Source organism: Streptomyces sp. NPDC002779, assembly GCF_042888685.1.
Lineage (GTDB): Bacteria > Actinomycetota > Actinomycetes > Streptomycetales > Streptomycetaceae > Streptomyces.
The window spans coordinates 128469-150979 of the sequence record NZ_JBIAQC010000002.1; the positions used below are offsets into that span (position 1 = coordinate 128469).

Here is a 22511-nt window from a genome sequence, read left to right on the forward strand (position 1 = left end):
ACGGGAACGGCCTGCGCATCAGTCCTTCGATTCGCAGGCCGTTCAGGTGCGGCGGAAGGGATTCGAACCCTCAAGCCCGATCAAGGGCCACAGATCCTAAGTCTGCCGCGTCGCCGTTGCGCCACCGCCGCTAGCCGTCTGCCATCGTACCGGGATCCGATCGCGCCTTCCGGCCTCCCCTGCACCAGGTACTCGTGATCGCGTGGCAGTTGGGACACAGCAACCGCAGATTCTCCCGCCGGTTGTCACGCCAATCCCCGCTGATGTGATCGACCTCCAGGGTCATGGGGCTGCCGAGCCACGCTGGGCCGACCCCGCAGCGGGCGCACTCCTCGGCAACACCGACTGCCAGCAGCGCGCGACGCAGACGCTTGGTGGCCGTCCGATGCGTGCCGCTGTGCTGGACCAGCACCTCCTGCGGGGGCCTGGCGTTGGCCGGCGATCTGCCTCGCTGATGGGCCTGCCCCAGGAGGTGCGAGGTCGCGATCTGATGCTCGGCGATCCACTTGCGCAGCTGGGTGCGCTGCGAGCCGTTGCCCGGGCGGCCCAGGCGGCGCAGCACCTCCGCGAGCGAGGCCGACTCGGCGACCGCCGCCCGCAGTTCGCATGCCGAGGGGCGAGGGAGCCTCATGAGGACCCACCCTTGACCCGCCGCTTGCCACGCCCTCGATAACTGTCGGTCGTGGAGTGGCAGTTGGGGCAGAGCAGTCTCAGGTTCTCGATCCGGTTGTTCCGCCAGTTGCCGTCGACGTGGTCGACCTCCAGCGGCAGCGGTTCGCCGAGCCATACCGGCTCGATACCGCACAGGGCGCAGCGCTCCTCCACTCCCAGCCGGCGCATCGCCCGCTTGAGGCGGCTGCTCGGTACGCGAGTGGCGTGCGCCGAGGTCTCCTCGACCAGGATCTCCTCGGCTGTCCGCCGACGCTGGTTGTGCCGCTGCCGTTCCGTGCGGACCGTCGGCGTGAAGTGCGAGGTGTCGATGCCGTACGCCTTGATCCGCCGACTGATGTGGGTGTGGTGCCCGCCGACCGGGTCGAGCCCCAGATGCCGCAGCACCTCATTGACGCTGACCGACCGGGAGACCACCGGTGCAAGGATCTCCCGCGTCCACTTGATCCCCTCTCGCTCGAAATGCGAGACGTCGATGCCCAGTTTCTTCATCCGATCATGGACGTACCGTCGCTTCCAGCCCTTCGGATCCACCCCCAACCGCCCACAAGCCTCCGACAACGTCCGCGCCCCCCGAGCCGCCTCCTCCAGCCGCTCCCTGGTGTACGTACTAGCCCCCATCGCGCCCCCTCCGTCCCGGCTGCGTGTTCGCAGCTCGTACGGAGTAACGAACCGTTTATCGGACAGTCACGCCCGGCGCATCGAAGCGGCCCGCGCCCGGGGATTCCGGGGCGGGCCGTTCGGCAGGGGAAGCGTCCGCTCAGATGTCCAGGTCCTTGATGATCTTGGCTACGTGGCCCGTCGCCCGGACGTTGTACAGGGCCCGTTCGACCTTGCCCTCCTCGTCCACGACGATCGTGGAGCGGATGACGCCCATGTAGGTCTTGCCGTAGTTCTTCTTCTCGCCGTAGGCGCCGTAGGACTCGGTGACCGACTTCTCCGGGTCCGCCAGGAGCGTCACCTTCAGCGACTCCTTGTCGCGGAACTTCGCCAGCTTCTCCGGGGAGTCGGGGGAGATGCCGATGACGTCGTAGCCGGCTCCGGCCAGGACGTCGAGGTTGTCGGTGAAGTCGCAGGCCTGCTTGGTGCAGCCGGGAGTCAGGGCCGCCGGGTAGAAGTAGACGATCACCTTGCGTCCCTTGTGGTCCGACAGGGAGATCTCATTGCCGTCGGCGTCGGGGAGGGTGAAGGCGGGGGCCACGTCCCCGGGCTGGAGTCGCTCGCTCATCTCGCTAGCGTAACCGGGGGTCCTGACAGTGCGATGGCGCGGAGAGCTGACAGACTGTCCGGAACAATATCAGCGGACTTCGGAGGCCGTACGGTGGCGGAAACGTCGGACACGAGAACCCCGGCGCAGATCGAGGCGGACATCAGGCGCCGCCGCGAAGTGCTGGCCGAAACGCTCGACGAGATCGGGGTTCGGGTCCACCCGAAGACCATCGTCGGGGATGCCAAGGCCAAGGTGGTCTCCAACATCGACCACACCCTCGGGCGGGCCTACGTCCAGGCCAACCGGGTCGTCAGTGACGTCAAGGCGCAGTTCGTCGACGAGGAGGGCGCGCCCCGGCTGGAGCGGGTGGTGCCGGTCGCGGTGCTGCTCGTCGGTGTCGTGGGCCTGCTCGCCGTCGGCGCCCGGCGCCGCAAGCGCTGACCCGGCGGCGTACGGAGGCGGTGAAGGCAGGTAGGTTCGAGGTGTGAGCGCCAACAGAAACGACACCCCCCATGACGACAAGCTGCCCATCCGGATGCTGCACGACCGTGTGCTCGTGCGGCAGGACACCAGCGAGGGCGAGCGGCGTTCCGGTGGCGGGATCCTGATTCCGGCCACCGCGGCGGTCGGCCGTCGGCTGGCCTGGGCCGAGGTCGTCGCGGTGGGTCAGAACGTACGGACGGTGGAGCCGGGTGACCGGGTCCTGTTCGACCCGGAGGACCGGGCCGAGGTGGAGGTGCGGGGCATCGCCTATGTGCTGATGCGCGAGCGCGATCTGCACGCGGTGGCCGCCGACCGGTTCGAGGGTTCGGAGGACTCCACGGGTCTGTACCTGTAGTGACGCAGGTGAGAGGGGCCGGTGACCATCGTCACCGGCCCCTTTCGCCGTTCCTTTGCTAGCTTTGAAGGCAGCCCCGACGAGACGCGCCGTACCGGGCCAAGGAAAAGACGACGCACCGACGTCCGTCCGTTTCCGTCTCCCGGAGGTTTCCCCATGGCCTGGGTTCTGCTCGTCGTCGCCGGTCTGCTCGAGGTCGGCTGGTCGGTCGGGATGAAGTACACCGACGGGTTCACCCGTCTCGTGCCCAGCCTGTTCACCGGCGCCGGCATCGTCGCCAGCATGCTGCTGCTGTCCTACGCGGCCCGTTCCCTGCCCATCGGCACCGCCTACGGCGTGTGGGTCGGTATCGGGGCGGCCGGTGCGGCGGTGGTCGGCATGGTGGCGCTGGGTGAGCCGGCGACCGCCGCCCGGATCTTCTTCGTCTGTCTGCTGCTGGTCGCCGTGGTGGGGCTCAAGGCGACCAGCGGGCACTGATCAGTCGCTGCGCCGGGGCCAGTACATCGCGCCCGCCGTCGTCCCGTCCGTGACGCCGCCGTCCGCCGTACCGCCCTCGGTCGTGTCACCGGTGGTGCCGCCGTCCGCCGTACCGCCGCCGGTGGTGGTGTCGTCACCGGTGGTGCCGCCGTCCGTCGTCCCCCCGTCGGTGGTGGTGCCGCCGTCGGTGGTGGTGCCGCCGTCCGTCGTGCCGCCCCCGGTGGTCGGGGTAGCGCTGGTGGTGGTGCCGCTCGCCGTCGGCGTCTCGGCGCCCGGTGTCGGGCCGTCGCTCTCGGTCCCGTCCGTGGTCGGATCGCCGGACGGTTCCACGGGCGGCGGCTGGACGGCGTCGGCGCCGTCCTGGAGCTCCAGGTCGAAGTCGGTGACCGGTTCGCCCTTCAGGGCGTCCTTGGTGAACTGCGCCCAGATCTCCGCGGGCGCCCCGCCGCCGTTGATGCGGGGCAGGCCCATCACGTTGTAGAGCGACTTGTGCTCGGCCGTGACCGGGTCCTGGCCCATCACGGCGACGACGGTGGCGAGTTCGGGTGTGTAGCCGGCGAACCAGGCCGCCATGTCCTCCTCCGCGGTGCCGGTCTTGCCGGCGGCCGGCCGGCCCGCGGCCTGGGCGGCGGTGGCGGTGCCGGACTCGACGACGCTCTGCAGCACCGAGGTGGTGGTGTCGGCGGCCTGCCGGCTGACGGCCTGCGACGTCTTGCGCTTCGGCAGGTCGATGACGTCGGCGCCGTCCTTGGTGATCCGCTCGATCATGGTGTACGTGCCGTGCTTGCCGTGGTTGGCGAGCGTGGCGTAGGCCTCGGCCATGTCGAGGACGCTGGCGGTGGCGGTGCCGAGCGCGATCGACGGGTAGGGCTCCAGGTCGGGGGTGCCCTCGGGCAGGCCGAGGTCGATCGCGGTCTGCTCGATCTTCTCGGGGCCGACGTCCACGGCCATCTGCGCGTACACCGAGTTCACCGACTTGTCGGTGGCCTCGCTGACGCTGATGTCGCCGTAGGAGACGTAATCCTCATTCTCCGGGGCGTAGGTCTCGCCGGTCCAGCCCTCGACGGGGCGCTCGTTGGTGCCGTCGTAGACGGTGTAGGGGGTGATGGGGCGGCCGTCCTGGGTGGTGGAGTCGTTCTCGACGGCCGAGGTGAACACGAACGGCTTGAAGGTGGAGCCGACCTGGAAGTCGCGGCGGGTGGCGTTGGGGGTGTACTGCTTGACGTAGTCGATGCCGTTGTACATCGCGACGACCTTGCCCGTCCTGGGGTCGACGGAGGCGCCGCCCGCGCGGACGTAGGAGTCGACCTTGCGGGCCTTGGGGTCGAGCTTGTCCATCAGCTGCTCGTCGACGGCCTTGACGAAGGCGTCCTGCTTGGACTTGTCCAGGGTGGTGGTGATGCGGTAGCCGCCGGCGGTGAGTTCGTCCTCGTCGAGGATCCGGTTGGCGATGAGGTAGTCCGTGACGATCCGCACGAGGTAACCGCGCTGCCCGGACAGGCTGGTGGAGACCGTGGCCTCCTTGGGCATCGGGAACTTCAGGCCCGCCCGCTCGGACGCGCCGAGCCAGCCCTCCTTGACCATGCCGTCCAGGACGTAGGTCCAGCGGGCGTGCGCCGCCGCCTTGTTCTCGGGGTGGGCGACGACGTCGTACTCGCTGGGCGCGTTGAGCAGGGCGGCCAGGTAGGCGCCCTGGGCGGCGGTGAGTTCGGCGGCGTCGACGCCGTAGTAGGCGTGGGCGGCGGCCTGGATGCCGTAGGCGTTGCGGCCGAAGTAGCTGGTGTTGAGGTAGCCCTCGAGGATCTGGTCCTTGGACTCGGTGCGGTCCAGCTTGACCGAGATGAAGAACTCCTTCACCTTGCGGGTGACGGTCTGCTCCTGGGCCAGGTAGTAGTTCTTCACGTACTGCTGGGTGATCGTGGAGCCGGACTGCTTGCCCTTGCCGGTGGCGGTGTTCCAGCCGGCCCGCAGCATGGCCTTGGGGTCGATCGCGGACTCGCTGTAGAAGTCGCGGTCCTCGGCGGCCAGTACGGCGTTGCGGGCGTCCTTGGAGATCTGCGCGAGGTTGACGTTCTCCCGGTTGACCTCGCCGTCGCGGGCGAGCTGGGAGCCGTCGGCGTACAGGAAGATGTTGCTCTGCTTGATGGCGAGCGCGTTGGCCGGCGGGATCTTGACCAGGGAGTAGCCGAGGAAGAACAGGCCGGCCAGCAGCAGTACGCCGACGACGAACGTCCCGAGCACCATCCGCCAGGTCGGGATCAGCCGGCGCCAGCCGGTGCGCTTGGGCCGCTCGGGCCGCTCGGTCGGCTGGTCTTGCTGCGGTTGTGGCTCGTCGCTCATCTCGTGCACGGACTCCTGTTTCGCGTTGTACGTTCCCGTACGACCTCGTACGCGTTCTGCGCCCCCTGTTGAAGACTCTCGCACCAAGGGTTCCGTTCCCTGATCGCGGCACGCTTCGGCATCGGAAAATGCGTGGCGTGCGTCACCACCTGCGCACTAGGCTCCTGCGTTTTGGTGTGCGGCGGGCCGAGGAGGGGTGGGACTGTGGGTTCCGGACGGTTGTACGCGGCCGTCGCGGCGGGGGGATTCAGACGGTACGCGACCTATCGGGCGGCCACCGCGGCCGGGGTGTTCACCAACACGGTCTTCGGGATCATCCTGGTGTACACCTACCTGGCGCTGTGGGACGAGAGACCGCACCTCGGGGGGTACGACCAGACCCAGGCCGTCACCTATGCGTGGCTCGGCCAGGCCCTGTACTCGACGCTGGCGATCCAGGGCGGGGGTGCGGAGAAGGACCTGATGGCGCGGATCCGCACCGGGGAGATCGCGGTCGATCTGTACCGGCCCGCCGATCTTCAACTGTGGTGGCTGGCGAGCGACATGGGCCGGTCGGTGTTCCAGTTGCTGGGCCGCGGGGTGATCCCGTTCGCCTTCGGTGCGCTGTTCTTCCCGATGGCGCTGCCGGGGGATGTCACCACCTGGGCGGCCTTCCTGGTCGCGGTGGTGCTGGCGATGATCGTCAGCTTCGGGATCCGTTATCTCGCGGCGCTGACGATGTTCTGGCTCATGGACGACCGGGGCATCACCCAGACGATGATGATCGCCGGGATCTTCTGCTCCGGCATGACGCTGCCGCTGAACGCCTTCCCGGACCCGTTCGGGGACATCGTGCAGGCGCTGCCGTGGGCGGCGCAGCTGCAGATGCCGGCGGATGTGCTGATGGGGGAGGTCTCGCCCTGGACCGCGTACGCCTTCCAGGCCGGCTGGGCGGTGGTGCTGCTGGCGGCGGGAAGGCTGCTGCAGTCGGCGGCGACGCGGCGGGTGGTGGTGCAGGGTGGCTGAGGCGTCCCGGATGCGGGAGGGGCTGCGGGCCTACGGGCTGATCGCCGGGATGTGGATCCGCGCGACGATGACCTACCGCACCTCCTTCGCGCTCACGGTGGTGGGGAACCTGCTGATCACGGGCCTGGACTTCGCCGCGATCCTGCTGATGTTCTCGCAGGTCGACTCGCTCGGCGGCTGGACGCTGCCCGAGGTGGCCCTGCTGTACGGGCTGTCGGCGACCGCGTTCGGCTTCGCCGATCTGCTGCTCGGCTCGATGGACGTGCTGGGCGGCCGGATCCGGGACGGTTCCTTCGACACGCTGCTGGTGCGGCCGGCGCCGGTGCTCGCCCAGGTCGGCGCGGACCGGTTCGCGCTGCGCCGGCTGGGCCGGATCACCCAGGGCCTGCTGGTGCTGGGGTGGGCGCTGACGGCCGTCGACGTGGAGTGGACGGCGGCGAAGGTGCTGCTGGTGCCGGTGATGGTGGTCTGCGGGGCGGTGATCTTCGGGTCGCTGTTCGTGGCGGGGGCGGCCTTCCAGTTCGTGGCGCAGGACGCGGCCGAGGTGCAGAACGCGTTCACCTACGGCGGGGGCACGCTGCTGCAGTATCCGCCGACGGTGTTCGGGACGGATCTGGTGCGCGGGGTCACCTTTGTGCTGCCGCTCGCCTTCGTCAACTGGGTGCCGGCGTCCTATGTGCTGGGGCGGCCCTATCCGCTGGGGCTGCCGGAGTGGGCCGCGTTCGCACCGCCGCTGGTGGCGGGCGGGTTCGGGGTGCTGGCGGGCTGGGCCTGGCGGGCGGGGCTTCGGGCCTATCGGAGTACGGGGAGTTGAGGGTGCGTGTTCATTGAGGTGGACGGTGTCGAGAAGGTCTTCGACGTGCGCAGGAAGACCGGGTTCCTGAAACGGGAGCGGCGCCAGGTGCGGGCGGTGGACTCGGTCTCCTTCACGGTGGCGCGGGGTGAGATGGTCGGGTACATCGGGCCGAACGGCGCGGGCAAGTCGACGACGATCAAGATGCTGACGGGGATCCTGACGCCGAGCGGAGGCCGGCTGCGGGTCGCCGGCGTCGATCCGTCCCGTGAGCGCAGGCGCCTGGCGCACCGCATCGGCGTGGTCTTCGGGCAGCGCACCACCCTGTGGTGGGACCTGCCACTGATCGACTCCTACCGGCTGATGCACCGCATGTACCGCATCCCGGACGCCCGTTACCGGGAGAACCTCGACCGGTGCGTGGAACTGCTGGAGCTGGGCGGCCTGTTGGAGGTTCCGGTGCGGCAGCTGTCGCTGGGGCAGCGGATGCGCGGGGACATCGCGGCGGCGCTGCTGCACGACCCCGAGGTGCTGTACCTGGACGAGCCGACGATCGGCCTGGACGTGATCTCCAAGGCGAAGGTCCGCGGTTTCCTGCGGGAGTTGAACGGGGAGCGCGGCACGACGGTGCTGCTGACCACGCACGACCTCCAGGACATCGAGCAGCTCTGCTCGCGGGTGATGGTCATCGACCACGGGCGCATGGTCTACGACGGGGCGCTCGCCGGGCTGCACGAGGTGGGCGGGAGCGAGCGGACCCTGGTGGTCGACCTGGAGCGGGAGCTGCCGCCGATCGAGGTGGGCCCGGCGGCGCGGGTGGTGCGGGTGGAGGGGCCGCGGCAGTGGCTGGCGTTCCCGGCGGGGGAGTCGGCGGCGGGACTGGTGGCGCGGGTCGCGGCGGAGTATCCGCTGGTGGACCTGTCGGTGCGGGAGCCGGACATCGAGGCGGTGATCGCCCGGATGTACGCGGAACGGGCCGGTGCGTAGTGCCGGGCCGGTGGAACTCGTAGGCTGCTGCCATGACCGACGACCTCCCGGAGCTGAGAGCATCCGACGCCGATCGTGAGCGAGTCGCCGAGGTCCTGCGGGACGCCCTGGCCGAGGGGCGGCTCGACATGGGGGAGTTCGAGGAGCGGCTGGACGCCACGTACAAGGCACGGACGTACGGGGAGTTGGCGCCGATCACCCGGGACCTGCCGGTGTCACCCGCCGTGAACATGGTGAAGGGGCCCCTCGACGACGGCAGTTGGAGCGGGCGGATCATCGATGGCGAGGGCTCCTCGACCTGGGGCGTGGCGGTGATGTCCGGGTTCGAGCGCAAGGGCCGCTGGACCGTGCCGCGCCGCTTCACCGGCTTCGCCTTCTGGGGCGGCGGGGAACTGGACCTGCGGGAGGCGGACTTCGCGGACCGCGAGGTCGTGATCAACTGCGTGGCGATCATGGGCGGCATCAATGTGATCGTGCCGCCGGGCGTCGAGGTCGTGGTGCGCGGCATCGGCGTCATGGGCGGCTTCGACCATCGCGAGGAGGGCGTACCGGGGGATCCCGGTGCCCCTCGGGTGATCGTGACCGGGTTCGCCTTCTGGGGCGGGGTCGGGGTGGAGCGCAAGGCGACGAAGGCGGAGCGGCAGCGGCTGCGGGAGGAACGCCGCCGCGAGAAGCTGGAACGGAAGGCGCCGCGGCGGGGCCTGGAGGGGCACGGGTTCCACGGCCGGGGGTCCTCGGACGACTCCTGACCACGGCCCGTGCCGCGCGCGTCACAGCTTCGCCGGGGCCGAGCCCTTCAGGTCCTTGAGGTCGAGGGCCTCCGCCATGCGGGCGTAGCCCAGGTCGCTGGGGTGGAGGCGGTCGCCGGAGTCGTACTCGGGGCGCAGCTTGCGGGGGTTGTACGGGTCGCGCAGGGCCTCGTCGAAGTCGGCCACCGCGTCGAAGACGGTGCCGGCCCGGATCTCCGCGTTGATCCGCTGGCGGACCGCTTCCCGCTCGTCGGTGTAGCCCCGGTGGCCCTGGAAGGGCATCAGCGTCGCGCCGATCACCTTCAGGCCGCGGGCGTGCGCCTGGCCGACCATGGTGCGCAGGCCGTCGAGGATCTGGTTCGGGTCGGCCAGTTGCGGGTTGCGCAGGATGTCGTTGACGCCGAGCGCGATGACGACGACCTTCACGTTGGTGCGGTTCAGGACGTCGCGGCTGAAGCGGTCCAGGCCGCTGGGGTTGTCCGCGGGCCGGCCGAGCCCGCCGACCAGGATCCGGTTGCCGCTGATGCCCTGGTTCACCACGCTGTAGCGGGGCACGTTCTCCCCGGCGGCCACCGCCGCGCGCAGCCGCTGCGAAAGGACGTCCGTCCAGCGGCGGTTGGCTCCGGAGGTGGAGGTGATCCCGTCGGTGAGGGAGTCGCCGATCGCGACCACGGTGCCGTCGGCGTCCTTGCTGAGCACGTCCAGCGCGGTGAGGTAGCGCCAGGACCCCACCTCCTCCGTGTACGCCGTGCCGGTGACGTCCTCGGTCCGGTCGCCCTGGGCGACGTAGGAGGTCTGGCGCGCGTGCGGGTGGTAGGTGACCGGGCCGGAGCGGGTGGGGGAGTAGATCGTGACCAGGACGTCGGTGTTCGCCGGGACGCTCACCCGGACCGCGTCGCTCATCACCTGCCCGCCCGTCGGGATCACGACCGTGGTGTTGCCGCCGAAGGTGAGCCGCCGCATGGACTGCGTCACCGCGGCAGGCGTGCCGGAGCCCGCGGCGACGGCGACCGAGGCGTGCGTGATCGTCAGCGGGGACTGGCCGTAGAGATTGGACAGCGTGATGCGGGCACTCGTACCTCCGACGCCGGTGTGGACGACGTTGCGGACCGAGCGGCCCGCCATACCGTCCGTCTCGGTGCCCGGCTCGGCGGCGGCCGGGGACGTCGACCAAGTGCTCACCCAGGTGCCGGTGGAGACCGGCGCGGCGGGATTGCGCGGGGTGTTCCCGCTGGCCAGGGTGGACTGGTGGTTGCTGCCGTCGTCGGCGGTGACTCCGACGTAGATCGCCGCGGACAGCCCCAGGACGAGGGCGACGATGGCGGAAAGCAGGGCATAACCGTGGTGCCTGGTCATGCGGTGCGGTCTCCTCGGACGAATGGGAGCCCGAAGCTCCGATGTGATCACCTCATGATGCGTCATGAGGATGGGGGGAGATGAACAGACCCCCCATTGGGCCGTGGAGTTCCCCAGTGTGCTCCCCCCACGGGACAGACGCCGGGAACTCTCGTTTCGTTCCAGGAGTCGGTCATGAAGGGACAATATGTAGGGGGACCGCGAACGGGTGGAGTGGATGGAACGATCGAAAACCGGCGAAACGGAGTCTTCGGACGTGAAGGAGCATGCCCGGCGGGACACACCGGCCAACCCTGCCGGCGCCCCCGCCTCGGCCGTCCGTGCCATGACCACCTTCAGCGCCGCCGACGAGGAGAAGCAGCGCGGCGTACGCCGGATGAAGCTCACCGCGGTCGGCCTGCTGCTCTTCGTGGCCCTGGTGTACGTCCTCGCCAAATGGGCGCAGACCTCCGGGGCCGGCGCCTGGACCGGCTATGTCGCCGCCGCCGCCGAGGCCGGCATGGTCGGCGCGCTGGCCGACTGGTTCGCGGTCACCGCCCTGTTCCGCCACCCCCTCGGCATCCCCATCCCGCACACCGCGATCATCCCCACCAAGAAGGACCAGCTCGGCGTCTCCCTGGGCGAGTTCGTCGGCGAGAACTTCCTCTCCGAGGACGTCGTACGGCAGCGGCTGCGCGCCGTCGGCATCGGCAGCCGGCTCGGCGCCTGGCTGGCCGATCCCGAGCATGCCGACCGGGTGACGGCGGAGCTGTCGGCGGCGCTGAGGGGCGCGCTGACGGTGCTGCGGGACTCGGACGTGCAGGCGGTGGTCGGTGAGGCGATCACCCGGCGGGCCGACGCGCAGGAGATCGGCCCCGGCATCGGCAAGATGCTGGAGAAGGTGGTGGCCGACGGCGGCCACCGGCGGGTCGTCGACCTGGTCGTCTCCCGGGCGCACGACTGGCTGATCCTGCACGACGAGCAGGTCATGGACGCCGTCCAGGGCGGGGCGCCCGGCTGGACCCCCCGCTTCGTCGACAAGCGGGTCGGCGAGCGCGTCTACAAGGAGCTGCTGCGGTTCGTCACCGAGATGCGGGACATGCCCTCCCACCCCGCCCGCGGCGCCCTCGACCGCTTCCTCGGCGACTTCGCCTCCGACCTCCAGTCCGACACCGACACCCGGGCCCGCGTGGAGCGGCTCAAGGGCGAGGTGCTCGGCCGGGGCGAGGTGCAGGACCTGATCGCGTCCGCCTGGACGGCCGTACGATCCATGATCGTCTCGGCGGCGGAGGACGAGCGCAGCGAGCTGCGGCTGCGGATCCGGGCCTCGCTGCTGTCGCTGGGCGCCCGGATGGCCGTCGAGCCGAAGCTGCAGGGCAAGGTCGACAGCTGGGTGGAGGGCGCGGCGGTCTACGTCGTCACGACCTACCGCAAGGAGATCACCTCCCTGATCACGGACACCGTGGCGGGCTGGGACGCCGAGCACACGACCCGGAAGATCGAGGCGAACATCGGCCGCGACCTCCAGTTCATCCGGATCAACGGCACGGTGGTCGGCTCACTGGCCGGACTGGTGATCTACACGGTGTCCCGGGCGCTCGGGGCGTAAGTCCTCGCAGGCCGGGGCACCCGACACGGGTTCCACGCGTCGGAGGGAGCCGTGCCCATGACAGCAGAAGCGTCCGCGTCCGTGCCTGCCGAGACCGGCACCGTCACCACCGCCGTACCGGCCAGACTGGACCGGCTGCCGTGGTCCCGCTGGCACTGGATGATCGTGATCGGCCTGGGCACCGTCTGGATCCTGGACGGTCTGGAAGTGACCATCGTCGGCAATGTCGCCGGCCGCCTCGCCGAGGAGGGCAGCGGCCTCGACATCACCTCCGCCCAGGTCACCGGCACCGCGGCCGCGCTGTACGTGGCCGGCGCCTGCACCGGCGCCCTCTTCTTCGGCCGGCTGACGGACCGCTACGGCCGTAAAAAACTCTTCATGGTCACGCTCGCCGTCTATCTGGCGGCGACCGCGCTGACCGCCCTGTCCTTCGAGTCCTGGTGGTTCTTCCTCTTCCGGTTCCTCACCGGCTTCGGCATCGGCGGCGAGTACGCGGCCATCAACTCCGCGATCGACGAGCTGATCCCCTCCCTCTACCGCGGCCGGGTCGACCTGATCATCAACGGCAGCTACTGGCTCGGCGCGGTCGGCGGAGCCCTGCTCTCCATCGTGATGCTGGACACCGCGATCTTCCCCAAGGACCTCGGCTGGCGGCTCAGCTTCGCCCTCGGCGTCGTCCTCGGCCTGGTCATCCTGCTGGTCCGTCGGCATGTCCCGGAAAGTCCCCGCTGGCAGCTCATCCACGGCCGGGGCGAGGACGCGGAGGAACTGGTGTCCGGGGTGGAGCGCGAGATCGAGCGCGAGAACGGCCGGCCGCTGCCGCCCGCCGGCGCGGAGATCACCATCCATCAGCGCAAGAGCATCGGCTTCGGCCTGATCGCCCGCACGGTCTTCGCCCGTTACCCGCGCCGCGCGATCCTCGGCCTGTCCCTCTTCATCGGCCAGGCGTTCCTCTACAACGCCATCACCTTCGGCTTCGGCGCCATCCTCACGACCTTCTACGACATCCCGCCCGGCCGCACCGGCTACTACTTCGCCGTCATCGCCGCCGGGAACTTCTTCGGCCCGCTGCTGCTCGGCCGGCTCTTCGACACGGCCGGCCGGCGGATCATGATCAGCTCGACGTATCTGCTCTCCGGTCTGCTGCTGTTCGGCACGGCCTGGCTCTTCGACCGCGGCTCGCTCAGCGCCACCACGCTGACGGCCTGCTGGTGCGTGGTGCTGTTCTTCGCCTCGGCGGGCGCGTCCAGCGCGTATCTCACGGTCTCCGAGATCTTCCCGATGGAGACCCGGGCCATGGCCATCGCCTTCTTCTACGCCCTCGGCACCGCCGCCGGTGGCATCAGCGGCCCGCTGATCTTCGCCGACCTGACGGAGTCGGGCGTGGTCGGGGACACCGTGCTGGCCTTCCAGATCGGCGCCGGGCTGATGTGCGCGGCGGGTCTGGTGGCGGCGTTCCTGGCGGTGAACGCGGAGCGGCGGTCGCTGGAGGACATCGCGCGGCCGCTGTCGGAGGTGGAGGCCGAGGGCTCGCAGAAGGTGGCGTGAGCCGCGGTTCATGCGCGGAAGGGCTGCTGTGGCACGGGTGCGAAGGGGCTGCTGTGGCGCGGGTCACACGCGACCGTGTCACACGGGCTCGGGCCGATCCGTCATAGGGGTGTACTCACCCGACGACGGCAGAGGAGCTCGTCATGGAAGCCCGTCTCAACCTCTTCGAGAACCCGGTTCTGGCCAAGGTGCTCCGGCACGTCAACGCCGCGGCCCAGGTGGTCTCGGACGCGGGAGTGCCCGCGTCCACCCTGGAACTGGTGAAGATCCGCGCCAGCCAGATCAACGGCTGCGGCTTCTGCACCGACATGCACACCAAGGACGCCGCCGCGGCCGGGGAGACCGCCCAGCGCCTCCACCTGGTCGCCGTCTGGCGCGAGGCCAAGGTCTTCACCGAGGCGGAGCGCGCCGCGCTCGACCTGGCGGAACAGGGCACCCGTATCGCCGACGCCGCCGGCGGTGTCCCGGACGAGGTGTGGGAGAACGCCGCCAAGCACTACGACGAGGAGCAGCTGGGGGCGCTGGTGGCGATCATCGCGCTGATCAACACGTACAACCGGGTCAACGTGCTCCTGCAGCAGCCGGCGGGGGACTACCAGGTGGGGATGTTCGGCTGAGGCGGGCGGGGGGTGCGCTGGGCTTGGGGGCGCGAGGGCTCGGGGGTGCGGGGCTCGGGCAGCCGGGAGTGGGGGCGCTGGGGTGGTTCCGAGGTGAGCGCCCCCGGCCTGCCCGGCGGGCCATAGGTGGCCGTACCGGTCGAGGGTGGTCCGTAGCGCCGGCCGTACGGGCCGATGCCCCCCCCGCGGCTTCAGCCGTTGCGGTCGGCCACTGCCCAGGACGCCAGGGCCACGGCTCCGGCCACGCCGAGCACGGCGGGCCAGGCGCCGACCTTCTTGGCCAGCGGGTGCGATCCGGCGAAACCGGCGACGTAGGCGGCCGTCAGCGCGCCCGCGGCCGGTCCGCCGGCCCGCTGCCGCCACTGCTTGGCCGCGGCCGCCCCGGCGGCGGCCAGCACGACACCGCCGAGCGGCCGCTTCTTCGTCCACCGGGCCACGCCGTACCCGCCGACGAGCCCGCCCGCGGCGATCATCGCGCTGGGAATCTTCGCCATGTCTGCCTGCCTCCTGCTGTGTGACTGGTGTGCACGAGGCTAATCGTCACGCTCGACACTCACTCGAGGCGCCTGCGCGAGGGCGCGCAACTCCGCCACGGCACAACCGGCGCCGGCCGGGGCGAGTCCGAGGGCGGCGGGACTGACGTACCCCCGATGTCGCCGTTGGCGTAACTCCGCCGTAGCTCGTCTCGTGTCGCACTTCCACAAGCTGACATAACGTGTCACCTACGTACAGACGAACCGCTGCTGGACCCTCGGGGGCGCTCATGCTCAAGGTCAGCGTCATCGTCCCCGTCCACAACGCCGGCGCATACCTGGCCCGCTGCGCCCCCTCCCTCCTCCACCAGAGCATCGGCCGTGACGCCTACGAGATCGTCTACGTCGACGACGGCTCGACCGACGGTTCCGGTGCCCGCCTGGACCACCTGGCGGCCCGGCATCCGCACGTCCGCGTCGTTCACCAGGAGAACTCCGGCTGGCCGGGCAAACCCCGCAACGTCGGCGTCCGGCACGCCAGGGGCGAGTACGTGCAGTTCGTCGACCAGGACGACGAGCTGACGCCGGCGGCGCTGGAGAACCTGTACCGCATCGCGGCGCGCAACGGCTCCGACATCGTCCTGGGCCGAGTGATCGGCACGATGCAGGTGCCCAGCCGAGTCTTCCGACGTACCGTCGACCGCTGCACCGCCGCCGACGCCCCGCTCTTCGAGAGCCTGACCCCGCACAAGATGTTCCGCCGGGCCTTCCTCCTCGAACACGGTATCGAATTCCCGGAGGGCCGGGTGCGCCTGGAGGATCAGCTGTTCATGGCCCGCGCCTACGTGCGCGCCGGGACCGTCTCGATCCTCGCCACGCCCTGCTACGTCTGGAACCGCCGGGAGGACGGCGGCAATACCAGCGCCTCGGCCACCACCCCGGAGGCGTACTACGCCTACCTGCGCACGGTGGTGGACGCGGTGAAGGAGGCCACGGACCCCGGCCCGCTCCAGGACGACCTCCTGCGCCGCTCCTACCGGGTGGAACTCCTGCGTCCGGTGAGCGAGCCGAGGATCCTCCAGCGTTCGGGCCCGGCCCTGGACCGCTACTTCACCACGGTTCGCCGTATGGCCCTCGACTGCTTCCCGCCGGGCGTACGGGAGGGACTGCCCCCGATCTCCCGCCTGCGGGGCGCGCTGCTGGAGGAGGGCCGGCTGGACTCACTGATCGAACTGGCCCGGAGGGTGAAGGGGGTCAGGCCGCGCCTCACGGTGGAGGACATCCGCTGGAGCGATGGCGGGCTGGGCATCACCACGGCCATCGAGATGCTCCGCCCGGACGGCGAACCTCTCACGCTGTACGAACGCCAGGGCGGCCGTCTGTGCCTGGACCCCGAGTTCCTCGACGGCATCAAGGGTGCCGAGGACTGGGAGGTCCGGGACCCCCTGGCGTACGCCGAGGGCGAACTGCTGACCCATGACACGACCCGCGACGCGTGGTGGTTCCCGGACGGGGAGCTGACACCGCGGACGCGACCGGCGGGCGGCGGCCGCCACCGCGTCCTGCTGTCGGGTACGACGACGATCGACCCGCTGACCCTGGCCGCGGGCGAGCCCCTGCCTCCCGGCACGCACCTGGTGTGGGCGAGCGCGCAGCTCCTGGGGGTCGGCCGCCGGGCCCGAGTCGTCCTGGACGGTTCCTCCGGCACACCACCCACGGCCACGGTGGGCCGGCCGTCCCGCCTGGTCATCCCGACCCGGACACCCCGGGACGCGCAACTGTCCGTGTCGGTGGGCCCGCCGGGCAGTACGGCCCTCCACCACCGCCTGCTCCTCCACGCGACCACCTCCCCCGACCTGCGCCGAACGACCCGCAAGCTCCTCCACCGCCTCCCGCCGGCACTGCGCCGCAGGGCGGGCCGGCTGGCGCGGCGGGCGGATCCCTGGAGCACTCCCAAGGGCGGCTGAGCGGACGCCATGACGTCCTCCTTGAGGCCCTGCGGCAGTGCCACGGGACCGGAGGGTGCAGGATGGGGGGTATGACGACCAAGGTCTATTTCGACATCACCATCAACGACGAGCCCGCCGGGCGCATCAACTTCAACCTCTTCGACGACGTCGTCCCGAAGACCGCGGAGAACTTCCGCGCCCTCGCCACCGGCGAGAAGGGCTTCGGCTACGCCGGGTCCTCCTTCCACCGCATCATCCCGGAGTTCATGCTCCAGGGCGGTGACTTCACCCGGGGCAACGGCACCGGCGGCAAGAGCATCTACGGCGAGAAGTTCGCCGACGAGAACTTCAAGCTCAAGCACGACCGCCCGGGCCTGCTCTCGATGGCCAACGCCGGCCCGAACAGCAACGGCTCCCAGTTCTTCATCACGACCATCGTGACGGGCTGGCTGGACGGCAAGCACGTGGTGTTCGGCGAGGTCGCCGACGAGACCAGCATGGAGCTCGTGCGGAAGATCGAGTCGCTGGGCTCCCAGGGCGGCACGCCGTCCGCGAAGGTGACGATCTCGGCGGCGGGCCAGCTCTGACCCAGCCGATGCCGGCCGGGGCGTGCTCACGCCCCGGCCGCATGCCCTCCGGTGCCTGATGCACGTCGTGGAGGGCCGCGAATCTTGATTCGGCTGGAAAGCTCCGTTCCCTGGGCGGATGCCGCGCCTGAGCAGTGGGCAACCATCGCTTCGACCAGACGGACGGCCGAGGGAGAGACCGCGTGACCAGCATGATTCCCTGGCAGCAGAGGCTGTCCACCGGCACGGAATCCATTCAGGACGAGGTAATCGGCTGGTACCGGCAGACGCCCCACGGCAAGGCGTACGTTCCAGACATGATCTGGGGCACGCTCCAGACCGAGGCGTACGCGACCGTGATCCTGCGCCAGGTCGTCGAGTTCCTCGGCGTCCCTGACGATGTACCGGCGGGGGTCGCCAAGCGGATGGAGCGACAGCAGGTTCTGTACGACGGCGAGCACCATTACGACGTGATCTTGGGCGAACAAGCCCTGTACACCAATGTCGGTGGCCCGGAAGTCATGCACGGTCAGATGGAACGCCTCCTTCGCGACAGCGACCTCCCTTCGCTGCGACTCGGCGTGGTTCCCGCAACGGCCGAGGTCGCCGTTCATCCCATGCCCGGTTTCAACATCCACGGCGAACGAGCCCACTACGAACTCGTCTCCGCAGGCGTGGACATCACCGCACCGGAGGAACTCGCCCTGCACGAGAAGGCGTTCAGCGCCTTGCGTGACGCAGCCAGTTATGAGGACGCGGCTCGGGAACTGATCACCAAGTCCCTGTCCTTCTGGAGGAGTCGCTGACTCTCCTCCACCCCTGCCGGTGCCATCGATAGCCTGCCCTCATGATTCGAGCTGTTGTCTTCGACGTCGGTGAGTGCCTCGTGGACGAGACCCGCGAATACGGGACCTGGGCCGACTGGCTCGGTGTGCGGCGGCACACCTTTCATGCGATGTTCGGCGCCGTCATCGCCCAGGGGCGCGACTACCGGGAGACGTTCCAGGAGTTCCGTCCCGGGTTCGATCTCTACGAGGAGCGCGAGAAGCGTGCCGCGGCGGGACAAGCGGAGACATTCGGCGAGGCTGATCTGTACGACGACGTCCGGCCCGCTCTGACGGAACTCCGAGCCAACGGGCTGTGGCTCGGCATCGCGGGGAATCAGACTGTGCGCGCAGGCCGAATTCTGAGAGAGCTCTTCTCCGGTGACGTAGACCTGATCGGTACGTCGGATGACTGGGGAGCCAGCAAGCCAAGCCCAGAGTTCTTCAAGCGGGTCGCCGCTGCGGTGCCCTTCGCGGCTGACGAGATTCTCTACGTCGGTGATCGATGGGACAACGACATCCGGCCGGCCCGAGAAGCCGACATGAAGACCGCCTTGGTCCGTCGTGGGCCGTGGGCCACCATTCAGTGGAACAGCCCGGAGGCAAGGCAACTGCCCACCTTCCGCGTGGCCGGCCTGCAGGAACTGGTTCGTCTGGTACGCGAGTTCAACGGGTCAACACGCTGAGGGTTGTCGACCAGTCGTACAGGCGGTCATCAAGGTCGCGGACACAGCCTTCATTCTGGTGCGGGGCGAGGGCACGGCGCACCTCGCGTACGCGGTCCATCGCGGTTGCGTACCAGGTGACCGCCAACTGGTCGAGAGCCTTGCCTGCGTACTCGCAGGCCAGTTCTGGACTCCCGGCCGCTGTTTCCACGGCGGCCAGGTCGCCGTACACAACCGTGCGCTGCTTGTCCTCGCCGGGACCCAGGGAGTCGAGAGCCGTCAAGAGGCTCTCGCGTGCCTGTGGCAGATGGCCGGCGACCATTTGGGTGTTCCCCTTGAAGGCAGCGAGGCGAGCCGGGGAGAACCAGTCCAGCCACTCGGGCGAGGCATGTTCGTTGCCAGTCCTGAGCATGTCCTCAGCGTGCCCGATCAGATTCAGTGCAGTGCGGGTATTGCCACACATCGTCTCGCATTCGGCTTCCACGGCATCGAGCCATGCCAGGAACTCCGCGGATGCGAGAGCACGGCGAGCATAGGTGCGAGCCGCGGTCATGCGCTCCAGAGCCGCATTGCGATCCCCTAACCAGCCCGGGACGAAAGCCATGTGCGCGATGATCGCCGAGCCGAGGAGGGAGTCGTCGGCTTCACTCGCTGCCTGTAGACCCAGGAGGAGGGTGTCGTTCGCCATGCTCGGCTCGCGGAGATCGAAGAACTCCATTCTCCCCGCCAGCAGATATGTCTCCGCCAGCGCGGCTGCGATCACCCGACGCGTGGATTCGGCTGTTTCCGGGAGCAGGGCGCACCCCAGGGTCGCGTGCGCGATGACCGCGGGGTGCAGCTTCGTCGGTGCGACCGACCAGTAAAGGCGGCGATGGGAGCGGACCGCAGCCGCGAAGTCCACACCCACCGTGGCTGGTTGCGATACGACTGCTCCGGCTCGTCCGGGGATCACCCCGATCGCGATGGCAGCTGCACCGCCACTCACGAGAGGGCGCCGGTCGTGAGGGTCTGGAGCGCTGTCCGAACCCCATGGAGGCGTAAAACCTAGTGCTTCCATGCTCTGTCCCAGCAGGTGCGTGAGCACTCGCCGGCAGTCGGGTTGCGGCCACGGCGGGCTGTCCGACTCCCAGCGTCGAACCTGGCGTACCCCGACGGAAAGGCCGCGGATGCCCAACTGTCTGGCGTTCTTTGTCAGGGCGTCCGCCAAGTGCTGTTGCGAGTTGAAGCCAGCGGCTAGACGGGCGGATTTCAGTCGGACGTTGCCTGCGGGCCGAGGCACGGCGCACCTCCTGATGTGGGTTGTTCCAACCATCCCACAGAAGTCCTGTCAGGATCAGCAATACCTCCTACGAGGCCCTCAAGGGCCTCTTGATGTCCTGTCGATGGCCTTCTGAAGTCCTAGAAGAGAAGAACACGTTCAGGGAGCCTGTCTGCCGTACCTGCTCGCGCAACGCTGACAGGAGCAAACTTTGGACAGTCAATCCGGATTGAACGGTGTGATCGCCGACTGGTTGGCACGGGCGCATCCCGTGCCGGAGCAGGTGCGGGCGGAATGGAGGGCCCATGGGGTCGGGTTACTGCCCCCGGGCAAGTCCCCTTCAACTCCGAGTTCGCCACCATCCGCGGGCGGATGTCGAATGTCGTGCCGAACTACGTGGGTGATTCTTTGACGGGCTTGTTCATGCGTCCACTTCTCCATGACTTCCTGGGCGCGACCAACGCAGAACCTCAGTTTTGGGCGACGTTGAAGGAGAACAATGGACTGCACCGGATGCATGCCGAGGAAGCCTTGGGAGTTGCACTTCCTCGCGGAGCCTGAGGAAGTGCAGGCGCTGCGCCGTCTCCTACGCATCCACTTGGGGACATGGGGTCTGCATGATCTCGTGGACAAGGCCCAACTCTGTCTGAGCGAGCTGGTTTCCAATGTCATCGCGCACGTCGGCAGCGGCACGCCGGCGCTCCTCGCCGTCTCCATGAGAGGAACTCATCTGCGCATTGAAGTCCACGACCCGGACACGCGCGGTACCCCGACGCTTCTTGATGCCTCCTACGACTCCGAGGACGGTCGGGGCGTGGCCTTGATCGACGCAGTCACGGTGTGCTGGGGGGTCCAGCTTCAGGCGGATCGGAAGGTCACTTGGTGCGAGATCGGCACGACGCTCACCTCACCGAATGGGCACGTAGAGCTCGGAAGCGTGGCGCGCGCGGCAGCCGTGCTCGGCCACTACGGGGCAGCGGAGATCACCTGTAGTCCGAGCTCAAGCAGACTGAGCGCGTCGATCGCCGAAGAGGCCGTCGTGGCCGTCATCACGGATGTGCTCCATTGGCTCCGGGCGCACGGTCGGGATACGGATGACGTGCTTGACCTTGCGCAGACTCGTTTCGAGTCGCAGGCGCAGGAAGTAAGCACCCGTGTCTGACCGGCGCTTCCCGGAAGCGATGGCTGGGTATGTCATACCGTCGGTTGGGAGCTCGTGTCGCAGCTTCCGACCGGCGTCCGTCGGCTAACCCAGCAGGCACTCGTAGATGGCCGAGGCGACTGCCATGCCAAGAGGAATAGGAACCGCGTTCCCGATCTGCTTCGCGATCTCCGTCTTCGAGCCGCACCAGCGGAATTCGCGAGGGAATCCCTGAATCCGGGCGGCCTCGTAGTGGGTGATCGGGCGAGGTTCCGTGGGGTGGAGGTATCGGCCCTTTTCCGGTTTGAAGAACTCGGTGCGGATGGTGACGGACGGCTCGCCGATACGGAGCCTGCCCATCACGTCGCCTGTGCCGGTGGTGTGATTGTCCCAGCTCTTGGTCGAAAGATATTCGACGTCCTTATCCACACCCTCAGGCCGCGGTTCGGTGTAGAACGCGAAAGTGCCGTTCTCGTCCACCGTGTACCACTTGCCCTCCAGGTCCTTGCGGTTGCCGCCCGGAGGGATGGCGAGATAGCGCGCTACCGAGAGCTCTTTCGGTTGACGCCGGAAGTGGAGATCCTCGGTGGTGAAAACGCCCTGAACGGCCACGCCGATGTCTGCGATGTGCTTCTCGCTGCTGGGAAGTTCGGTCCCCGCCAGCGGGAGCTTCGCGGACTCCTCGAAGACCCCGTCCACGGCCTTCCAAAACGGGGGTTCCGTACCGACGCCGTCGAGCGTCTGCGCAGCCGCGTGAGTGCTGTTCTTCGGGCGGCGCCGATGCGTCGGGGACGGGTAGGACATCGCATGACCGTTGTCGACGTCCTTGCGCACTCCTATGACGATGGTGCGCCGGCGCGCTTGGACCGCGCCGTAATCCGCTGCGTTGAGGAGGTAGCGCTTGATCTTCTGCTCGTCCGTGTCGGCAGGTACGTGCCCTGGAGGATCGACCAGCCGGTACTCGGCCAGCTTTCCTCCCGCCGCGACCTCGCTGAGAAGGTTGCGGAACTCATCTGACTTGAGGAAGCGATCGACGTTCTCGATCACGAAGATCTTGGGGCGCACCTTCGCGACAATGCGTACGTATTCCTCCCACAGGCGGTTGCGCTCGACGCCCTTCTTGTTCCGGTTCAAGGCCGAGAAGCCCTGACACGGCGGTCCGCCGACCACCACATCCGCATGCAGGTCGTCCTCGGTCGGCTCCCACTTCTCAATGTCCCCGAGGTGTACACGGGCGGCCGGGAGCCGCTTGTCGGAGCGCCCCCTGCCGAAGTTGACCGCGTATGTGGCAGCCGCAGCCTCGTTGTGCTCGACAGCCCCGACGCTTCGGAAAACGGGCCCGTCGACCTCCGCCCCGGCGGGCCGGAACTCGTGAAATCCCTGCGTGAAACCACCGCAGCCCGAGAACAGGTCGAGAACGGTGATCATCTTGAGGTCGTCGGGACGGTACGCACACAT

23 protein-coding genes, 1 tRNA gene and 1 riboswitch are annotated in these 22511 nt (G+C 68.9%); of the genes, 15 read left to right on the forward strand and 9 right to left on the reverse strand.

All coding sequences use genetic code 11. The features are described from left to right. Nucleotides 1-47 precede the first annotated feature (47 nt). The 4 genes from ACFYW5_RS06200 to bcp all read right to left on the reverse strand — a co-directional run bounded on the left by ACFYW5_RS06200 (nucleotide 48) and on the right by bcp (nucleotide 1897). Nucleotides 48-131, reverse strand: a tRNA-Leu gene (locus ACFYW5_RS06200). Further along, a complete protein-coding gene (locus ACFYW5_RS06205) occupies nucleotides 131-631 on the reverse strand; it encodes an HNH endonuclease (protein ID WP_389415759.1) in 501 nt (166 codons plus the stop codon). The genes ACFYW5_RS06200 and ACFYW5_RS06205 overlap by 1 nt, the downstream gene beginning before the upstream one ends. After that, complete coding sequence (locus tag ACFYW5_RS06210) at nucleotides 628-1290, reverse strand: HNH endonuclease signature motif containing protein (protein ID WP_389415760.1); 663 nt, start codon at nucleotides 1288-1290, stop codon at nucleotides 628-630. The genes ACFYW5_RS06205 and ACFYW5_RS06210 overlap by 4 nt, the downstream gene beginning before the upstream one ends. Before the next feature lie 139 nt (nucleotides 1291-1429). Continuing rightward, nucleotides 1430-1897, reverse strand: coding sequence for a thioredoxin-dependent thiol peroxidase (bcp, locus tag ACFYW5_RS06215; protein WP_389415761.1), 468 nt, complete (start codon nucleotides 1895-1897; stop codon nucleotides 1430-1432). Nucleotides 1898-1990: 93 nt separating this feature from the next. Between bcp and ACFYW5_RS06220 the strand changes: the two genes are divergently transcribed. The 3 genes from ACFYW5_RS06220 (at nucleotide 1991) to ACFYW5_RS06230 (ending at nucleotide 3194) form a co-directional block, all read left to right on the forward strand. Next, nucleotides 1991-2320 carry a DUF3618 domain-containing protein gene (locus tag ACFYW5_RS06220; RefSeq protein ID WP_389415762.1) on the forward strand — a complete coding sequence of 110 codons (330 nt, stop codon included), beginning with the start codon at nucleotides 1991-1993 and terminating at the stop codon, nucleotides 2318-2320. A gap of 43 nt (nucleotides 2321-2363) precedes the next feature. Further along, the gene (locus ACFYW5_RS06225) at nucleotides 2364-2717 is read left to right on the forward strand and encodes a co-chaperone GroES (protein ID WP_250076311.1); all 354 of its coding nucleotides are present in this window, start codon (nucleotides 2364-2366) and stop codon (nucleotides 2715-2717) included. Between the two features lie 56 nt (nucleotides 2718-2773). Next, a riboswitch (guanidine-III (ykkC-III) riboswitch) is annotated at nucleotides 2774-2837 on the forward strand. A 36-nt stretch (nucleotides 2838-2873) separates the two neighbouring features. Next, nucleotides 2874-3194, forward strand: coding sequence for a DMT family transporter (locus tag ACFYW5_RS06230; protein WP_389415763.1), 321 nt, complete (start codon nucleotides 2874-2876; stop codon nucleotides 3192-3194). Here ACFYW5_RS06230 and ACFYW5_RS06235 read toward each other — a convergent pair whose 3' ends face one another. After that, nucleotides 3195-5534 carry a transglycosylase domain-containing protein gene (locus tag ACFYW5_RS06235; RefSeq protein WP_389415764.1) on the reverse strand — a complete coding sequence of 780 codons (2340 nt, stop codon included), beginning with the start codon at nucleotides 5532-5534 and terminating at the stop codon, nucleotides 3195-3197. Between the two features lie 204 nt (nucleotides 5535-5738). Between ACFYW5_RS06235 and ACFYW5_RS06240 the strand changes: the two genes are divergently transcribed. Genes ACFYW5_RS06240 through ACFYW5_RS06255 form a run of 4 tightly spaced genes read left to right on the forward strand, consistent with a single transcriptional unit; the run spans nucleotide 5739 to nucleotide 9068 of the window. Next, on the forward strand, nucleotides 5739-6539 hold the full coding sequence (locus ACFYW5_RS06240) for an ABC transporter permease (RefSeq protein ID WP_389415765.1): 801 nt from the start codon (nucleotides 5739-5741) through the stop codon (nucleotides 6537-6539). Next, complete coding sequence (locus ACFYW5_RS06245; protein WP_389415766.1) at nucleotides 6532-7353, forward strand: ABC transporter permease; 822 nt, start codon at nucleotides 6532-6534, stop codon at nucleotides 7351-7353. The genes ACFYW5_RS06240 and ACFYW5_RS06245 overlap by 8 nt, the downstream gene beginning before the upstream one ends. Before the next feature lie 6 nt (nucleotides 7354-7359). Then, nucleotides 7360-8319, forward strand: coding sequence for an ATP-binding cassette domain-containing protein (locus ACFYW5_RS06250; protein WP_389415767.1), 960 nt, complete (start codon nucleotides 7360-7362; stop codon nucleotides 8317-8319). Between the two features lie 32 nt (nucleotides 8320-8351). Continuing rightward, nucleotides 8352-9068, forward strand: a complete 717-nt coding sequence (locus tag ACFYW5_RS06255) for a DUF1707 domain-containing protein (RefSeq protein WP_389415768.1) — start codon at nucleotides 8352-8354, stop codon at nucleotides 9066-9068. Nucleotides 9069-9089: 21 nt separating this feature from the next. On the opposite strand, the gene ACFYW5_RS06260 is transcribed toward ACFYW5_RS06255, so the two are convergent. After that, nucleotides 9090-10424: an SGNH/GDSL hydrolase family protein gene (locus tag ACFYW5_RS06260; RefSeq protein WP_389415769.1), complete on the reverse strand. Its 1335-nt coding sequence runs from the start codon at nucleotides 10422-10424 to the stop codon at nucleotides 9090-9092. A 217-nt stretch (nucleotides 10425-10641) separates the two neighbouring features. Between ACFYW5_RS06260 and ACFYW5_RS06265 the strand changes: the two genes are divergently transcribed. The 3 genes from ACFYW5_RS06265 to ACFYW5_RS06275 all read left to right on the forward strand — a co-directional run bounded on the left by ACFYW5_RS06265 (nucleotide 10642) and on the right by ACFYW5_RS06275 (nucleotide 14177). Continuing rightward, nucleotides 10642-12012, forward strand: a complete 1371-nt coding sequence (locus ACFYW5_RS06265; protein ID WP_389415770.1) for a DUF445 domain-containing protein — start codon at nucleotides 10642-10644, stop codon at nucleotides 12010-12012. A gap of 57 nt (nucleotides 12013-12069) precedes the next feature. Then, the gene (locus ACFYW5_RS06270; protein WP_389415771.1) at nucleotides 12070-13560 is read left to right on the forward strand and encodes an MFS transporter; all 1491 of its coding nucleotides are present in this window, start codon (nucleotides 12070-12072) and stop codon (nucleotides 13558-13560) included. Between the two features lie 143 nt (nucleotides 13561-13703). Next, nucleotides 13704-14177 (forward strand): carboxymuconolactone decarboxylase family protein, encoded by a 474-nt coding sequence (locus tag ACFYW5_RS06275; RefSeq protein WP_389415772.1) that lies wholly within the window; start codon nucleotides 13704-13706, stop codon nucleotides 14175-14177. 191 nt (nucleotides 14178-14368) lie between these two features. On the opposite strand, the gene ACFYW5_RS06280 is transcribed toward ACFYW5_RS06275, so the two are convergent. After that, nucleotides 14369-14671 carry a hypothetical protein gene (locus ACFYW5_RS06280; RefSeq protein ID WP_389415773.1) on the reverse strand — a complete coding sequence of 101 codons (303 nt, stop codon included), beginning with the start codon at nucleotides 14669-14671 and terminating at the stop codon, nucleotides 14369-14371. 269 nt (nucleotides 14672-14940) lie between these two features. Here ACFYW5_RS06280 and ACFYW5_RS06285 point away from each other — a divergent pair, with 269 nt between their 5' ends. The 4 genes from ACFYW5_RS06285 to ACFYW5_RS06300 all read left to right on the forward strand — a co-directional run bounded on the left by ACFYW5_RS06285 (nucleotide 14941) and on the right by ACFYW5_RS06300 (nucleotide 18675). Next, nucleotides 14941-16617 (forward strand): glycosyltransferase family 2 protein, encoded by a 1677-nt coding sequence (locus tag ACFYW5_RS06285; RefSeq protein WP_389415774.1) that lies wholly within the window; start codon nucleotides 14941-14943, stop codon nucleotides 16615-16617. Between the two features lie 71 nt (nucleotides 16618-16688). Further along, a complete protein-coding gene (locus ACFYW5_RS06290; protein WP_389415775.1) occupies nucleotides 16689-17186 on the forward strand; it encodes a peptidylprolyl isomerase in 498 nt (165 codons plus the stop codon). Nucleotides 17187-17377: 191 nt separating this feature from the next. Then, nucleotides 17378-17971: a DUF5753 domain-containing protein gene (locus ACFYW5_RS06295; protein ID WP_389416419.1), complete on the forward strand. Its 594-nt coding sequence runs from the start codon at nucleotides 17378-17380 to the stop codon at nucleotides 17969-17971. Nucleotides 17972-18012: 41 nt separating this feature from the next. Beyond that, entirely contained in the window at nucleotides 18013-18675 is a 663-nt protein-coding gene (locus ACFYW5_RS06300; RefSeq protein ID WP_389415776.1) for an HAD family hydrolase, read from the forward strand. Here the strand turns inward: ACFYW5_RS06300 and ACFYW5_RS06305 are convergent. After that, entirely contained in the window at nucleotides 18656-19933 is a 1278-nt protein-coding gene (locus ACFYW5_RS06305; RefSeq protein WP_389415777.1) for a transcriptional regulator, read from the reverse strand. The two genes, ACFYW5_RS06300 and ACFYW5_RS06305, sit on opposite strands and share 20 nt — an antisense overlap. Before the next feature lie 478 nt (nucleotides 19934-20411). On the opposite strand from ACFYW5_RS06305, the gene ACFYW5_RS06310 reads away from it, so the two are divergent. Beyond that, a complete protein-coding gene (locus ACFYW5_RS06310) occupies nucleotides 20412-21074 on the forward strand; it encodes an ATP-binding protein (RefSeq protein WP_389415778.1) in 663 nt (220 codons plus the stop codon). Between the two features lie 84 nt (nucleotides 21075-21158). Here the strand turns inward: ACFYW5_RS06310 and ACFYW5_RS06315 are convergent, their stop codons facing one another. Next, a complete protein-coding gene (locus ACFYW5_RS06315; RefSeq protein ID WP_389415779.1) occupies nucleotides 21159-22481 on the reverse strand; it encodes a DNA cytosine methyltransferase in 1323 nt (440 codons plus the stop codon). Nucleotides 22482-22511: the final 30 nt, after the last annotated feature.

What these genes read in the sequence shown, in the direction of transcription:
- ACFYW5_RS06205 (WP_389415759.1), bottom strand. Translation starts at nt 631, where the DNA reads ATGAGGCTCCCTCGCCCCTCGGCATGCGAACTGCGGGCGGCGGTCGCC.
- ACFYW5_RS06210 (WP_389415760.1), bottom strand. Translation starts at nt 1,290, where the DNA reads ATGGGGGCTAGTACGTACACCAGGGAGCGGCTGGAGGAGGCGGCTCGG.
- bcp (WP_389415761.1), bottom strand. Translation starts at nt 1,897, where the DNA reads ATGAGCGAGCGACTCCAGCCCGGGGACGTGGCCCCCGCCTTCACCCTC.
- ACFYW5_RS06230 (WP_389415763.1), top strand. Translation starts at nt 2,874, where the DNA reads ATGGCCTGGGTTCTGCTCGTCGTCGCCGGTCTGCTCGAGGTCGGCTGG.
- ACFYW5_RS06235 (WP_389415764.1), bottom strand. Translation starts at nt 5,534, where the DNA reads ATGAGCGACGAGCCACAACCGCAGCAAGACCAGCCGACCGAGCGGCCC.
- ACFYW5_RS06255 (WP_389415768.1), top strand. Translation starts at nt 8,352, where the DNA reads ATGACCGACGACCTCCCGGAGCTGAGAGCATCCGACGCCGATCGTGAG.
- ACFYW5_RS06260 (WP_389415769.1), bottom strand. Translation starts at nt 10,424, where the DNA reads ATGACCAGGCACCACGGTTATGCCCTGCTTTCCGCCATCGTCGCCCTC.
- ACFYW5_RS06265 (WP_389415770.1), top strand. Translation starts at nt 10,642, where the DNA reads ATGGAACGATCGAAAACCGGCGAAACGGAGTCTTCGGACGTGAAGGAG.
- ACFYW5_RS06270 (WP_389415771.1), top strand. Translation starts at nt 12,070, where the DNA reads ATGACAGCAGAAGCGTCCGCGTCCGTGCCTGCCGAGACCGGCACCGTC.
- ACFYW5_RS06275 (WP_389415772.1), top strand. Translation starts at nt 13,704, where the DNA reads ATGGAAGCCCGTCTCAACCTCTTCGAGAACCCGGTTCTGGCCAAGGTG.
- ACFYW5_RS06280 (WP_389415773.1), bottom strand. Translation starts at nt 14,671, where the DNA reads ATGGCGAAGATTCCCAGCGCGATGATCGCCGCGGGCGGGCTCGTCGGC.
- ACFYW5_RS06285 (WP_389415774.1), top strand. Translation starts at nt 14,941, where the DNA reads ATGCTCAAGGTCAGCGTCATCGTCCCCGTCCACAACGCCGGCGCATAC.
- ACFYW5_RS06290 (WP_389415775.1), top strand. Translation starts at nt 16,689, where the DNA reads ATGACGACCAAGGTCTATTTCGACATCACCATCAACGACGAGCCCGCC.
- ACFYW5_RS06295 (WP_389416419.1), top strand. Translation starts at nt 17,378, where the DNA reads ATGATTCCCTGGCAGCAGAGGCTGTCCACCGGCACGGAATCCATTCAG.
- ACFYW5_RS06300 (WP_389415776.1), top strand. Translation starts at nt 18,013, where the DNA reads ATGATTCGAGCTGTTGTCTTCGACGTCGGTGAGTGCCTCGTGGACGAG.
- ACFYW5_RS06310 (WP_389415778.1), top strand. Translation starts at nt 20,412, where the DNA reads ATGGACTGCACCGGATGCATGCCGAGGAAGCCTTGGGAGTTGCACTTC.
- ACFYW5_RS06315 (WP_389415779.1), bottom strand. Translation starts at nt 22,481, where the DNA reads ATGATCACCGTTCTCGACCTGTTCTCGGGCTGCGGTGGTTTCACGCAG.